Raw genomic sequence first — 12,170 nt, 5'->3', positions numbered from 1 at the left:
CCTGCAACCCCTGGGGTCTTGCAGTGTCGGGCACAACGGCTCAATAGAGTCGGACTGTCATATCGTTTGATGCAAGGTTTCCATGCCGTCTCCCGACAATTCCGCGCCCACCAACATGCTGTCCACCGTCGAGGCCCTGGCCCCCGAGACGCGCGCGAAGGTCGATGAACTGCAGCGGACCGAAGCGCCCGCCTACCGCCTGGCCGCGCTCGATCCCGATTTCATGCTGGGTGACTCCACCCGCGGCGTGCGCTTCCAGCTCGAATATGCCAAGGCGCAGGAGGGGATGAAGGCGGCCCATATCCGCTCCACCATCGTGGTGTTCGGCTCGGCCCGCGTCAGCGAAAACGCCCCGGGCAATCGCGGCCGCTGGTACAAGGAAGCCCGCGATTTCGGCTACATCGCCTCGCGTCGCGGCGGCGCCCTCAACGAGGATGGCGGCGGGCGCTTCAACGTGATCGCCACCGGCGGCGGCCCGGGCATCATGGAGGCGGCCAATCGTGGCGCCGCCGAGGCCGGCGCGCCCACCATCGGCTTCAACATCACCCTGCCGCATGAGCAATATCCCAATCCCTACACCACGCCGTCCCTTACCTTCCGCTTCCACTACTTCGCCATGCGCAAGATGCACCTCGCCATGCATTCGGCGGCGCTGGTGGTGTTTCCGGGCGGTTTCGGCACGCTCGACGAATTGTTCGAGATCATCACCCTGCGCCAGACCGGCAAGATGTCCTTCTGCCCGATCGTGCTGATGGACAAGGCCTATTGGACCAGGATCATCAATTTCGAGGCGATGGTCGAGGAAGGCTTCATCAAGGCCGAGGACCTGACCCTGTTCGACTTCGCCGAGACGGCGGAGGAGTGCTGGTCGATCCTGGAGCGCAAGGGTTTGACGGCACCGTCGGAATAGCTGCTCTCAAGGCGTCTGCGCCTTGTCGCACCAGTTCAGCTCCTTCGGCTTGAACGCCGGCCTTTGGCCTTCGATGTTGCCCATCTCGGCCACATAGGCCTTGGTGACGTCATCGGCGCGCTCGAACAGGAAGACTTTCTGCTGGTCGCAGCCGCGTCCCGGCACCCAGCCGGCCTCGTCGAGACGACGGCGTGTGCCAGTGTCGTCGACGAGCCGGCCGATCACCCTGTCGAGCAAGCCATCGGGCTTGAAGAAAACCCAGCCTTCACGCTTCAGGCGGGCGTCCCGGTTCGGCCCTTCCGCACTGTTGACCGTCGTCATGACGGTATGCGTGAGCGCAGGCCGGCCATCGGCCTGGAAACAATAGATCGCGGAAACCGCGTGCATGCCGTCGATCAGCGTCTCCGTCCGCAACACCGCCGGCTGCCCGGCAATGGCCATTTCCTGGCTCCAATAGGCGAAGTTGTCGCCATAGCCGTTGAAGAAGTCGCGCCGCCAGCCGATCCAGTCATCGGGCTGGCTCGCCATCCTGTCCTGGCAGGCCTGCCAGGCCCGCACGAACGGCTCGGGAAGCGCCTCCTCCGCCTGCACCTGGCTGGCGGCGATGGCGACGAGCAATCCGATCATGAGTGACTTGCCGGCCATGCAGCCCTCCCGGACGGTTCCGCAACCGAACCTATCTATCGACGCGTAGATATGGCCGCCATTCTCCAGGGAACAGGAAACCCACCGCCTTCATCATCGCAAGATCGGGCTCGTATCGTCTATTTGGCGACATGCGCCCAGAAACTCGCCTTGCGGCCATGCTGCTGGCGTAGATAAGCCTGCCAATCGGCATGGCTGAGCCGGCCGAGCTTCGCCAGCGCTACGGGATCGAGCCGTGTCGCCAGATCGTCCAGCCTGGCTAGATAGGCGGCACCATGGCCATAGGCGGCCGATTTGCCTTTCGTCAGGATCTCTTCCACCAGGACGCGGTAGAGCAGGGTCGCGGCCAAAGGCTGCTCTTCCTGCAGCCGATCCGCAACCGATTGCAGCACCTGGTAGTGCCTACCATCCCAGACCAGCCCGAAGTCGAGCACCAGCCGGGCGGCGTAATCCAGTCGCGGCCACTCACTCAGGAAATAGAGGGCCCGGTAGCGCGTCTTCGCGGCCAGGGCATGGGAGAACGCCCTGTCGAGAACCTCGAACTCGGCGAAATCGTCGAGCCTGGCCAGATAAGCGCGCAGAATATCGGGATTGAGCGTCGCCTCGAAAGTCGCCCAGCGCAGATCCTGGGCCTCCTGCCCGCGGCCGAGCGCCTCTAGGATGCGAGCCTTGAGGGCGATCCGAGCAGGCAGACGGAAATCCCGTTTTGTCACGCCGTCCGCCTGATCCAGGGCATCGGCATAAGCCAGCCGTGACGGCTCCTCGATATCGAGCCAGGCCAGCGCTTCCTCGGCCCGCCCGGCATCGAGCAGCCTTTCGGCAACGGCGAGCCCGTCGCGGAGCTGGCCGGGCTTCTGGCTTTCCAGGGCGACCCAGCCATCGAGATCGCCCCGCTGCAGAGCGATGGTCTGCCGCAACTCCCGATAGGAATGCGCCGCATAGGCCGATTTCAGCGCCACGACCTTGTCCGCCAGCAGGCGATCCCATCGATCGAGATCATGCGCCGAGGCCCGCTCCAGGAGAGAGGCGATTATGCCGGGCGCGACATCGCCGGCCCGGTCAACGAAGGTCATCACCCTGTCGGGCAGGCCGGCCCGATCGGCCGGTTCGAGCCGAACCGCCAGCGGTCCGAGCGCTGCAGCCGCCGCGCCATAGAGGTCTTCCAGGCGGCCGGAGGACAAGGTTCGCGCGAAAACACCGCCGGCAGTGGCAAGGAAACGCAGCAGGAGATCGATGGCGAGCGGAGCCGAGGCGGGGCCGATCTCGTCGGTGATGCTGGCCAGCGTCGCCGCCAGATCCTTCTCGAATTCCTTGATCCTGGGCCAGTCGATGAAGGAGCGCGCTTTCTCCAGGGCCGCAAGGCGCCGTTCCACCAGCTTGGCGACGGCCTCGGGCCCCTGCGTGCCGGCCAACGCCGCGATCACCCGCTTGCGGAAGGCGGGATTGGCCTGCGCCTCCTCGACAATCAGCTCCGCCAGCTTGGCCGGTCCGAGTTCGGCAAGGGTTGCTGCCGTGAATTTCGACTTCGCCGCCATGCCGGCACCTCCGAATCGCTGCCGGGGCTTGCCTCAGTGTGCAGGCTTCGGCGTGGTTCGAAAGCCCAAAAGAAAAACCCGCCGCGTTGCCGCGGCGGGTTTTTCAGGAAACATGTTCGATCAAGGGCGCTCAGGCGGCAGCCTTGACCTTCTCGACCAGGGCCTTGAAGGCTTCCGGCTCGCGGATGGCGAGGTCGGAAAGCACCTTGCGGTCGATCTCGATACCAGCCTTGGCCAGGCCGGCAATGAACTTCGAGTAGGTCAGGCCGAGCTCGCGGACAGCGGCATTGACGCGCTGGATCCACAGAGCGCGCATGTTGCGCTTCTTGAGCTTGCGGCCGATATAGGCGTATTGCATCGAACGATCGACCGCCTGCTTGGCGATACGGATCGTATTCTTGCGGCGGCCGTAAAAGCCCTTCGCCGCGTCGAGTGTCTTCTTGTGCTTCGCATGGGCGGTAACGCCCCGTTTCACGCGTGCCATCTGCTGATCTCCTTAAGGTTTCGCGTTGCCGTGGCGATCAGCCGTTCGGCAGGAAATACTTCTTCACGTTTTCGCCGTCCGTCTTGAAGAGGACGCGCGTGCCGCGAAGCTTGCGGATCTGCTTGTTGGTACGCTTGATCATGCCGTGGCGCTTGCCCTGCTGAGCGTGCACCACTTTGCCCGATCCCGTGATCTTGAAGCGCTTTTTGGCGCCCGACTTGGTCTTCATCTTGGGCATTTTGCTCGTCTCCGAATAAAAAAGGCGCCGAAACCTTGTGGGTTCCGCCACCGGTAAGCCGTGTGCTTTTGGAAAAGCGCCCGAGCCAACAACATCGCCACGGCAGCCCTTATCAGCCGGTCGATGCGGGGAAGCCGGGTCTATAGCGACAAGCAGGGAGAAAAGCAACAGGCAGGGTGGCGCAAACGCCCGATTTCGGCGCATTTCGCGGGCATCGAGCGGCTTTCAGCAAAAACGCCATAGGTCGATCCTATCCGCATTTGCGATAGGTATGCACCAGCGGCGTTTTCTCGCCGTCGACGGTCGCATGGGAAACCGTCGCCAGCTCCTTGCCGATCTTCACCAGGATGACCGTGTAGTCGAAGGTCTCCCCCTCGCTGTCTTCGGAGACCTGCAGGCGCCAGGTCGGCGGATCCTTGGCGATCTGCGTGACGGCACCGGCCCGCCCGATGCTGCCCTCCTCCGTCCATTCCCTACCCTCGACCGCGATCCGGATCGGGTCCTCGCCCCGCAAATCCTTCTTGCTGGTGCAACTCTCGACGTCGCGGGTCCACACGCCCTGCGCCTCGGCGGGATAGGGCATACCGGCCTTGTCCTGCGCGGCCAGGGCTGGCGAGGAAACGCAGGAAAAAGCGAGGAATAGAAGACGCAGACAGCGCGACATGAATTCTCTCCGGATGATCGGCCGGCGCTTCCGCCGCCCCAGGCTCGTCTCTAACACGGCCATGCCCGCTGCCAGGATACGTCCGAAACAGTCGAGCGCCGGCACCGTCACGCCGCAGCGCCCTTGGCCAGCCGCCGGATCGCCTGTGGCGGCTGGCCGAAGGCGCGCAGGAAGGCGCGGCGCATGCGCTCGCGATCGGCGAATCCGGTTTCCTGAGCCACGATGTCGATGGGATGGAGGGTCTGCTCCATCATCAGCCGTGCCGCCTCGACGCGCAGAGTCTCCACGGCCTTGGCCGGCGACTGGCCCGTCTCGGCGCGAAAGGCGCGGCTGAACTGGCGCGGGCTGAGATGGGCGACCTCGGCAAGCTGCTCCACCGTCAGCGGCGTGTGCAGATTGCGCCTGGCATAGGTGAGCGCCGTCTGGATCCGGTCCGACTTCGCGTCGAGGTCGAGCAGGTTGGAATGCTGCGACTGGCCGCCGCCACGCCGGTGATAGAGCACGAGCTGGCGGGCCACGATGCGGGCGAGCTCGGCGCCGTGGTCCTCCTCCACCATGCCGAGGGCGAGATCGACTCCCGCGCTCATGCCCGCCGAGGTCCAGATCTGGCCGTCGGCGATGAAGATGCGGTCCTCATCCACCTTGAGCCGCGGGAAGCGGGCCTGCAGATCGCGTGCCCAAAGCCAATGGGTGGTCACGCGCCGGCCATCGAGCAGCCCCGCCTCGGCGAGCACGAAGGCGCCGGTGCAGATTGAAGCGACACGTCGCGACCGCCCCGGCGACCTCCGCACATAATCGACGACCTCAGGCGTCGGCGGATCGACATCGGGCGTGCCGCAGACCACCAGCGTATCGAAGTCAGGCTCGCCGAAGCAAAGACTGTCGAGCTTGGGGCCGATCGAACTTCGCACGGGGCCGCCGCTCTCCGAGACGATGACGATGTCGTAGAGCGCCTTGTCCGCCGCATAATTGGCGAATTCGAAGGCCGAAAGCGCGGCAAAGCTCATCATCTGGAAATTGGGTGAAATCAGAAAGCCGACGCGTTGCATGAGCGCCTCCGTTCTTGTCCTGAAAGGTGGCATATATGACATTTGAGACAAAAGCCAGCGGATCTAATCTCCAGCCATTGCAACCCATGGAGATTTCCCATGTCCTCCACCTCCAAAGTGTCCACCACCCCAAAGGGCACCGTACTGATCACGGGCGCCTCCTCCGGCATCGGCGCCGTCTATGCCGACCGTCTCGCCCATAGCGGCTATGACCTGATCCTGGTCGCCCGCAGCGAGGACAAGCTCAAGGCCCTCGCCGATCGCCTCGGCAGGACGACCGGCCGCGAGGTCCGCATCCTCGCCGCCGATCTCAACGCCAAGGAGGGCCTTGCCGCCGTCGAGGCCGTGCTGAAGAGCGACAAGAGCATCACCGGGCTCGTCAACAATGCCGGCTTCGGCAGCGCGGCGCCCTTGCTCCAGGCCTCGGTCGAGAAGATGGAGGAGATGATCAGCCTCAACGTCACCGCGCTTACCCGGCTGACCTACGCCGCAGTCCCCGGCCTGGTCGAACGCGGCGGCGGCACCATCGTCAACATCGCCTCCATCGTGGCGATCGCGCCGGAGCTGCTGAACGGGGTCTATGGCGGCAGCAAGGCCTATGTGCTCGCCTTCAGCCAGAGCCTGCACCACGAACTTGCCGACAAGAACATCCGCGTCCAAGCGGTCCTGCCCGGTGCCACCGCCACCGATTTCTGGAACGTCCTCGGCGTGCCCGTCGAGCAATTGCCGGAAAGCGTCGGCGTGATGTCGGCCGAGAACATGGTGGATGCCGCCCTCGCCGGCCTCAACCAGGGCGAACTCGCCACCATCCCGGCCCTGCCCGACATCGCCGACTGGGATGCCTATGAGGCGGCCCGCAAGGCGTTGTCGCCGAACCTCTCGCATCCCAAGCCGGCCGCACGTTATCGGGTCGGACAGGCCAACGCAGCCTGAACGGGGCGACAACAAAAAGGGCGGCCCGCCGGGGCCACCCTTTCTGATTCATAGCCTTGAAAGCCTGCCTTACTCGGCAGCGGCTTCGCCTTCGGCCTTGGCCTTCTTTTCCAGGTCTTCGCCGGTGGCCTGGTCGACGGCCTTCATCGACAGGCGGACCTTGCCGCGCTCGTCGAAGCCGAGCAGCTTGACCTTGACCTTGTCGCCTTCCTTGACCACGTCGGTGACCTTGTTCACGCGGTTCGCAGCCAGCTGCGAGATGTGAACCAGGCCGTCCTTGGCGCCGAAGAAGTTGACGAAGGCGCCGAAATCGGTGGTCTTGACCACGGTGCCGTCATAGATGGCATTGAGCTCGGGCTCGGAAGCGATCGACTTGATCCAGTTGATCGCGGCCTTGATCGCGGTGCCCGAAGCCGAGGCGACCTTGATGGTGCCGTCGTCCTGGATGTCGACCTTGGCGCCGGTCTTCTCGACGATCTCGCGGATGACCTTGCCGCCCGAACCGATCACTTCGCGGATCTTGTCGACCGGGATGGTGATCACTTCGATGCGCGGGGCATGCTCGCCGAGCTCGGCGCGGGCGCCGGACAGGGCCTTGGCCATCTCGCCGAGGATGTGGAGGCGGCCACCCTTGGCCTGCTCCAGCGCGACCTTCATGATCTCTTCGGTGATGCCGGCGATCTTGATGTCCATCTGCAGCGAGGTGATGCCGCCTTCGGTGCCGGCCACCTTGAAGTCCATGTCACCGAGATGGTCCTCGTCACCCAGGATGTCGGAGAGCACGGCAAAGCGCTCGCCTTCCAGGATCAGGCCCATGGCGATGCCGGCAACCGGGGCGCGCAGCGGCACGCCGGCGTCCATCAGGGCCAGCGAGGTGCCGCAAACCGTGGCCATCGAGGACGAGCCGTTGGACTCGGTGATCTCGGAGACGACGCGGATGGTGTAGGGGAACTCGTGCTGCGGGGGCAGCATCGGATGGACGGCGCGCCAAGCCAGCTTGCCATGGCCGATCTCGCGGCGGCCGGGCGAACCCATGCGGCCGGTCTCGCCGACCGAATAAGGCGGGAAGTTGTAATGCAGCATGAAGCGCTGCTTGTAGGTGCCTTCCAGGCTGTCGACGAACTGCTCGTCATCGCCGGTGCCCAGCGTCGCGACGGCCAGGGCCTGGGTCTCGCCGCGGGTGAACAGGGCCGAACCATGGGTACGCGGCAGGATGCCGGCTTCGGCGACGATGGCGCGCACCGTCTTCACGTCGCGGCCGTCGATGCGGGTGCCGGTGTCGAGGATGTTCCAGCGCACGACCTTGGCCTGCAGCTCCTTGAACACCTCGGCGATTTCCTGCTTGGTGTAGGCAGGATTCTCGACGCCTTCCGGCAGGAAGTGGGCGACGACCTTGGCCTTGGCGGCGTCGACGGCGGCATAGCGCTGCTGCTTGGCGGTGATCGCATAGGCGGCGCGCAGATCGGCCTCGACCACGCCGAGCATGGCCTTCTCCAGCTCGGAACGATCGGCAGGCTGGAAGTCGCGCGGCTCCTTGGCGGCCTTTTCGGCCAGGCGGATGATCGCCTCGATCACCGGCTGGAAGCCCTTGTGGCCGAGCATCACGGCCTCGAGCATGGTCTGCTCGGAGAGTTCCTTGGCTTCCGACTCGACCATCAGCACGGCGTCGGCGGTGCCGGCGACCACGAGCTCGAGCGAGGACTCCTTCATCTCGTCGATGGTCGGGTTGAGCTTGAGGGCGCCGTCGATGAAGCCGACGCTGGCAGCGCCGACCGGGCCCATGAAGGGCACGCCGGACAGCGTGAGGGCGGCCGAGGCGGCGACCATCGAGACGACGTCGGTGTCGTTGATCAGGTCATGCGACAGGACAGTGACGATGACCTGGGTGTCGTTGCGATAGCCGTCGACGAAGAGCGGGCGGATCGGGCGGTCGATCAGGCGGGAGATCAGGGTCTCGCGCTCGGAGGGGCGGCCTTCACGCTTGAAATAGCCGCCGGGGATGCGGCCGGCCGCGAAGGCCTTTTCCTGGTAGTTGACGGTCAGCGGGAAGAAATCGACGCCGGCCTTCGGCTCCTTGGCCGAGACGACAGTGGCCAGTACCGTGGTGTCGCCATAGGTGGCAAGCACGGCGCCGTCGGCCTGACGGGCGATCTTGCCGGTTTCGAGGGTCAGCTTGCGGCCGGCCCATTCCAGCTCTTCGCGATAAATTGTGAACATTAAGGATCAATCCTACTCTTGTGGATCGACCGGATGAGGCAGGGCGTCACCAATGGCGCCTGAAACAAAAGCAGCCATCGCAAGATGGCGGGAAGCATCCTGGCGTTCAACGTCCGAGGGTTGCTTCCTGCGATCCTGCCATGGCCTGCTGCCTATCCGGTCTCGTGGGCTTTCGCGCCGGCCCCATGCCGCCGCGTCCCGGTCTTGAAATGGAACAGCCCGAAAGGCATGGAGCCTTCCGGGCTTGATCAGTCTTAGCGGCGGATGCCGAGACGCTCGATGATCGACTTGTAGCGGGCTTCGTCGCGCGACTTGAGATAGTCGAGCAGCGAGCGGCGCAGAGCCACCATCTTGAGAAGGCCACGACGGGAGTGGTTGTCCTTCACATGCGACTTGAAATGGCCGGTCAGATTGACGATGCGCTCGGTGAGAATCGCGATCTGGACTTCCGAAGAACCGGTGTCACCGGCCTTGGCGCCATATTCCTTGATGAGCGCGGTCTTGCGCTCTTGGCTGATCGACATCGGGTCGTCCTTTCATGAAGCATCGCGGCGCGGAGCGCGCGATTGCTGATACCGTCTTGCGACGAAAGGGCCGTCTGGCCAGGATCGCCGTCCACCAAGGCCCGGCCGGGATGTCGTCCAGCGGGGTCGGCGGGGGCGGGCAAAAACCAGCGCATCAGCGCCGGGATGCGGCCCTATAGTCGAAGCGCGGCCAAAAAGCCAGAAAAAAGCAAGCGCGGGTGGAACGCCGTTCGCTTGAGGAGACACCGCTCCGATTTGTCATAGCCGGGCTTGACCGGGCTATCCAGTCCTCCCAACGCAATCGAGCAACAGGCTGGATTGCCGGGTCAAGCCCGGCAATGACAAAGGTCGTGCCAACTCGAAGACACGCAAGTGTACCGCATCAAGCCCACTGGCGAGCCTCCCTAAATTCCTTTAAGGCAAAGACGTGCCCCGTTCCACCACCACCAGCCCCCCGCCCGGCAACAGGCCCGGCCGCTTCGGACTGTCGGCCCGCCTGCTCGTGCTCACCATCCTGTTCGGCCTGCTGGCTGAGGTGCTGGTCTACCTGCCGGTGGTGGCGAACTATCGGCGCAACTGGCTTTCCAACCGCATCGCTTCCGCCATCACCGCCGCGCTGGTGCTGGAAGCGGCGCCCGACGGCATGGTTTCCGATGATCTCGCCCGGCAGATCCTTGCCTCGGTCGGCGCCAAGATGGTGGCGTTGAAGACCGACGACAGCAAGCGATTGCTCGCTTCCTCCGACATGCCCCCCACCGTGGCCATCGCCACCGATCTGCGCAGCCTCACGGCGATGGAGGCGATCGGCGACGCGCTCGACACGCTGCTGGCGCCCAGGGGTCGCTTCATCCGCGTCGTCGGCGATGCACCCATGCACGGGCAATATGTCGAGATCGTCGTCGACGAGACGCCGCTCCAGCAGGGCATGTACGACTTCGCCCGGCGCTGGCTGGTGATCACGCTCGCCATTTCCACCATCACCGCCGGCCTGATCTATCTCACCCTCAGCTTGTTCATCGTGCGCCCGATGCGCCGGCTCACCGGCGCCATGATGCGTTTTGCCGCCGATCCCGAGGATGAGGCAGGCGTGATCCGTGCTTCCGGCCGCAGCGACGAAATCGGCGTGGCGGAACGCGAATTCGCCGCCATGCAGCGCCAGCTCCACGGCATGCTGCAGCAAAAGAGCCGCCTGGCGGCGCTCGGTCTCGCCGTTTCCAAGATCAATCACGACCTGCGCAACATGCTGGCGGCCGCGCAGCTCTTTTCCGACCGCCTGACCGAGACCGACGATCCCATCGTGCAGCGGCTGGCGCCGAAACTGATCCAGACCATCGGCCGGGCCATCGCCTTCTGCCAGTCGACGCTGTCCTATGGGCTCGCCTCCGAACCACTGCCCACGCGACGGCGGATCGCCCTCGCCCCCATCGTCGCCGATACACGCCAGTTGCTCGGCCTCGGCGAGGCGAACGATCGGCTGATCTGGGTGGAGACGCTCGAGCCCGACCTCCAGATCGATGCCGACGCCGATCAGCTCTCACGCGTCCTGCTCAATCTGTGCCGCAATGCCGTGCAGGCCCTGGACGGCCATGTCGCACCCGACGCCTCGCCGAACCGGATCGAGATCGGCGGGCGGCGGAACGGTGCCGTCGTGACCATCGACGTGGCAGACAATGGTCCGGGTGTCTCGGTGAAGGCCGGCCAGAAGCTGTTCGAGGCCTTTTCGGGCTCCACACGCCCCGGTGGCTCCGGCCTCGGCCTCGCGATCGCCGCCGAGCTCGTGCGCGCCCATGGCGGCACGCTCTTTCTGCTCGAGCAGACGGCGGACCGAGGCGGCGCGACGTTCCGGATCACCATTCCCGACCGCCCGGCTTGAAGCATCGGCAACGCGCCGGCAGGGACGATCGCGACGCGGCGCGCTAGAGCAAAGTGCGATTTGGCGGAATCGCCAGGAATCGCAAAGACGTTTCAGCCAATCCGAAAGGATTGGCTTGGAAGCAAAGAGTTGGAGCAAAACGGCGTTTCGTCCAGACGCGCTTTGCTCTAGAGTCGTGACGGTCCCGTGTCGGGACGATGGCATTGGCGTGACGCCGGGGAGCTGGTCGCGCGAAGCCAGAACCCCAATCGAGCAGATTCATGAACAATATCAAGGACAGCGGCAATGTCGGCACTCCCGTCGACATCAATGCCGTGCAGACCATACGCCGGATCGTCCTCGGCCTCCTGGGCATACTCGGCTTCGTGGTGCTGCTGTTCACCGACTCCCTGTGGCAGGACGAAGCCGGCCACGGCTTCCACGAGACCATCGAAAGCGTCGGGCTGGTGCTGATCGTGGTGGCCATCGTCGGACGCACCTGGTGCTCCCTCTATATCGGCGGACGCAAGAAGCAGCTGATCGTCGAGGACGGTCCCTATTCGATCTGCCGCAATCCGCTCTATGTCTTCTCCTTCATCGGTGCCGCCGGCGCCGGGGCCCAGTTCGGCACGGTCACCACCGCGGCATTGGTCTTCACCATCACGGTGGTGATCTTCACCATCGTGACGCACAAGGAGGAGCAGTTCCTCCACGACAAGTTCGGCGCGGTCTATGACGCCTATTGCGCCCGCGTTCCGCGCTTCGTGCCGAATTTCGCGCTCTGGCGCTCGGTGCCGACGCTGGAGATCCAGACCTCGCTGGTGACACGCACCTTCCTCGACGCCTGCCTGTTCCTGGCCGCCTTTCCGGTAGCCGAACTGGTCGAACTGCTGCAGAACCAGGGCTATCTGCCGATCTACCTGCTGGTGCCTTAGGGCAAAACGCGTTCAAGTATAAACGCTTATTTTCTCTAACTTTTTGTTCAGACGCGTCTTTGCGATTCGAAGTGATTCCATCAAATCGCAAAACGCTTTAGGGCGCGTCGCATTTGGAGAATGAAATGCCTGGGAGAGGGCACTGCCGGGAGAGAGCCCCCTGTAATGCCTGCATTCCCAGGAA

Annotated in this window: 12 protein-coding genes; 4 read left to right on the top strand and 8 right to left on the bottom strand. The window is 64.5% G+C overall.

The window, feature by feature from the left end; all coding sequences use genetic code 11:
- Positions 1-82 precede the first annotated feature (82 nt).
- Entirely contained in the window at positions 83-910 is an 828-nt protein-coding gene (locus ACTJKX_RS16370; protein ID WP_440725890.1) for a TIGR00730 family Rossman fold protein, read from the top strand.
- Positions 911-916: 6 nt separating this feature from the next.
- Here ACTJKX_RS16370 and ACTJKX_RS16365 read toward each other — a convergent pair whose 3' ends face one another.
- The 6 genes from ACTJKX_RS16365 to ACTJKX_RS16340 form a co-directional block, all read right to left on the bottom strand.
- Positions 917-1,555 (bottom strand): hypothetical protein, encoded by a 639-nt coding sequence (locus tag ACTJKX_RS16365; RefSeq protein WP_440725889.1) that lies wholly within the window; start codon positions 1,553-1,555, stop codon positions 917-919.
- Positions 1,556-1,674: 119 nt separating this feature from the next.
- Entirely contained in the window at positions 1,675-3,090 is a 1,416-nt protein-coding gene (locus tag ACTJKX_RS16360) for a DUF6880 family protein (RefSeq protein ID WP_440725888.1), read from the bottom strand.
- Positions 3,091-3,220: 130 nt separating this feature from the next.
- Positions 3,221-3,574: a 50S ribosomal protein L20 gene (gene rplT, locus ACTJKX_RS16355; RefSeq protein WP_311943875.1), complete on the bottom strand. Its 354-nt coding sequence runs from the start codon at positions 3,572-3,574 to the stop codon at positions 3,221-3,223.
- Between the two features lie 37 nt (positions 3,575-3,611).
- The gene (rpmI, locus tag ACTJKX_RS16350; protein ID WP_311943873.1) at positions 3,612-3,812 is read right to left on the bottom strand and encodes a 50S ribosomal protein L35; all 201 of its coding nucleotides are present in this window, start codon (positions 3,810-3,812) and stop codon (positions 3,612-3,614) included.
- 250 nt (positions 3,813-4,062) lie between these two features.
- Complete coding sequence (locus tag ACTJKX_RS16345) at positions 4,063-4,476, bottom strand: hypothetical protein (RefSeq protein WP_311943871.1); 414 nt, start codon at positions 4,474-4,476, stop codon at positions 4,063-4,065.
- Between the two features lie 107 nt (positions 4,477-4,583).
- Complete coding sequence (locus tag ACTJKX_RS16340; protein ID WP_440725887.1) at positions 4,584-5,525, bottom strand: GlxA family transcriptional regulator; 942 nt, start codon at positions 5,523-5,525, stop codon at positions 4,584-4,586.
- A 99-nt stretch (positions 5,526-5,624) separates the two neighbouring features.
- On the opposite strand from ACTJKX_RS16340, the gene ACTJKX_RS16335 reads away from it, so the two are divergent.
- A complete protein-coding gene (locus ACTJKX_RS16335; protein ID WP_394315260.1) occupies positions 5,625-6,458 on the top strand; it encodes an SDR family NAD(P)-dependent oxidoreductase in 834 nt (277 codons plus the stop codon).
- Positions 6,459-6,527: 69 nt separating this feature from the next.
- On the opposite strand, the gene pnp is transcribed toward ACTJKX_RS16335, so the two are convergent.
- A complete protein-coding gene (pnp, locus tag ACTJKX_RS16330; protein ID WP_367625595.1) occupies positions 6,528-8,675 on the bottom strand; it encodes a polyribonucleotide nucleotidyltransferase in 2,148 nt (715 codons plus the stop codon).
- 254 nt (positions 8,676-8,929) lie between these two features.
- Positions 8,930-9,199 carry a 30S ribosomal protein S15 gene (gene rpsO, locus ACTJKX_RS16325; RefSeq protein WP_311943867.1) on the bottom strand — a complete coding sequence of 90 codons (270 nt, stop codon included), beginning with the start codon at positions 9,197-9,199 and terminating at the stop codon, positions 8,930-8,932.
- A 427-nt stretch (positions 9,200-9,626) separates the two neighbouring features.
- Between rpsO and ACTJKX_RS16320 the strand changes: the two genes are divergently transcribed.
- A complete protein-coding gene (locus tag ACTJKX_RS16320; RefSeq protein ID WP_440725886.1) occupies positions 9,627-11,072 on the top strand; it encodes a sensor histidine kinase in 1,446 nt (481 codons plus the stop codon).
- 260 nt (positions 11,073-11,332) lie between these two features.
- Entirely contained in the window at positions 11,333-11,986 is a 654-nt protein-coding gene (locus tag ACTJKX_RS16315; RefSeq protein ID WP_394315262.1) for a methyltransferase family protein, read from the top strand.
- The last annotated feature ends 184 nt before the right edge of the window (positions 11,987-12,170 follow it).

The organism is Labrys sp. 22185 (assembly GCF_052045555.1).
GTDB classification, from domain to species: Bacteria; Pseudomonadota; Alphaproteobacteria; order Rhizobiales; family Labraceae; genus Labrys; species Labrys neptuniae.
The sequence above is the reverse complement of the archived record's forward strand: the minus strand, read 5'-3'. Positions and strand labels throughout refer to the sequence as shown.

Coding starts and splice junctions, on each gene's coding strand:
- rpsO (WP_311943867.1), bottom strand. CDS start 9,199: ATGTCGATCAGCCAAGAGCGCAAGACCGCGCTCATCAAGGAATATGGC.
- rpmI (WP_311943873.1), bottom strand. CDS start 3,812: ATGCCCAAGATGAAGACCAAGTCGGGCGCCAAAAAGCGCTTCAAGATC.
- pnp (WP_367625595.1), bottom strand. CDS start 8,675: ATGTTCACAATTTATCGCGAAGAGCTGGAATGGGCCGGCCGCAAGCTG.
- ACTJKX_RS16315 (WP_394315262.1), top strand. CDS start 11,333: ATGAACAATATCAAGGACAGCGGCAATGTCGGCACTCCCGTCGACATC.
- ACTJKX_RS16365 (WP_440725889.1), bottom strand. CDS start 1,555: ATGGCCGGCAAGTCACTCATGATCGGATTGCTCGTCGCCATCGCCGCC.
- ACTJKX_RS16345 (WP_311943871.1), bottom strand. CDS start 4,476: ATGTCGCGCTGTCTGCGTCTTCTATTCCTCGCTTTTTCCTGCGTTTCC.
- ACTJKX_RS16340 (WP_440725887.1), bottom strand. CDS start 5,525: ATGCAACGCGTCGGCTTTCTGATTTCACCCAATTTCCAGATGATGAGC.
- ACTJKX_RS16360 (WP_440725888.1), bottom strand. CDS start 3,090: ATGGCGGCGAAGTCGAAATTCACGGCAGCAACCCTTGCCGAACTCGGA.
- ACTJKX_RS16335 (WP_394315260.1), top strand. CDS start 5,625: ATGTCCTCCACCTCCAAAGTGTCCACCACCCCAAAGGGCACCGTACTG.
- rplT (WP_311943875.1), bottom strand. CDS start 3,574: ATGGCACGCGTGAAACGGGGCGTTACCGCCCATGCGAAGCACAAGAAG.
- ACTJKX_RS16370 (WP_440725890.1), top strand. CDS start 83: ATGCCGTCTCCCGACAATTCCGCGCCCACCAACATGCTGTCCACCGTC.